This is a genomic window from Leifsonia sp. SIMBA_070 (genome assembly GCF_046534635.1).
GTDB lineage: Bacteria > Actinomycetota > Actinomycetes > Actinomycetales > Microbacteriaceae > Leifsonia.
Map to the genome: position 1 here is coordinate 1 of NZ_JAWRYK010000109.1, position 328 is coordinate 328.

Sequence of the window (328 nt, forward strand, 5' to 3'; positions counted from 1 at the left end):
AGGAACACGGCAACGGAGACAGCAAGAAGCCGTTCCGCCTAACCCCTGGCGAATTCGTTCTTCGTAAGGAAGTCGTGAAGGCTGTTGGTAAGGAGAACATCTCTAGGCTGAGCTCGGGTGTTGCAACCTGGCAGGACATGCTTCTATCAGGAGCCCAGAGAAGCCTAGACGGACAGAGTTCTACGATCTCTACCGGAGGAGCACAGGGACTTCAGGCGCTCGTTGGAGGTCAGAGTCTCCAGGGATCGCTACCGAGGGTCGGAACACTTTCAGGAATGAGAGTATCTAACTTCGGAGGATCAACCACGAACCGCGCTGAGGACAACAG

At 55.2% G+C, this 328-nt stretch carries 1 protein-coding gene; it reads left to right on the forward strand.

Annotation, left to right across the window (positions count from 1 at the left end; genetic code table 11):
- Nucleotides 1-328: hypothetical protein (locus SB754_RS19620; RefSeq protein ID WP_410784072.1), on the forward strand; the 328-nt coding region annotated here is incomplete at both ends.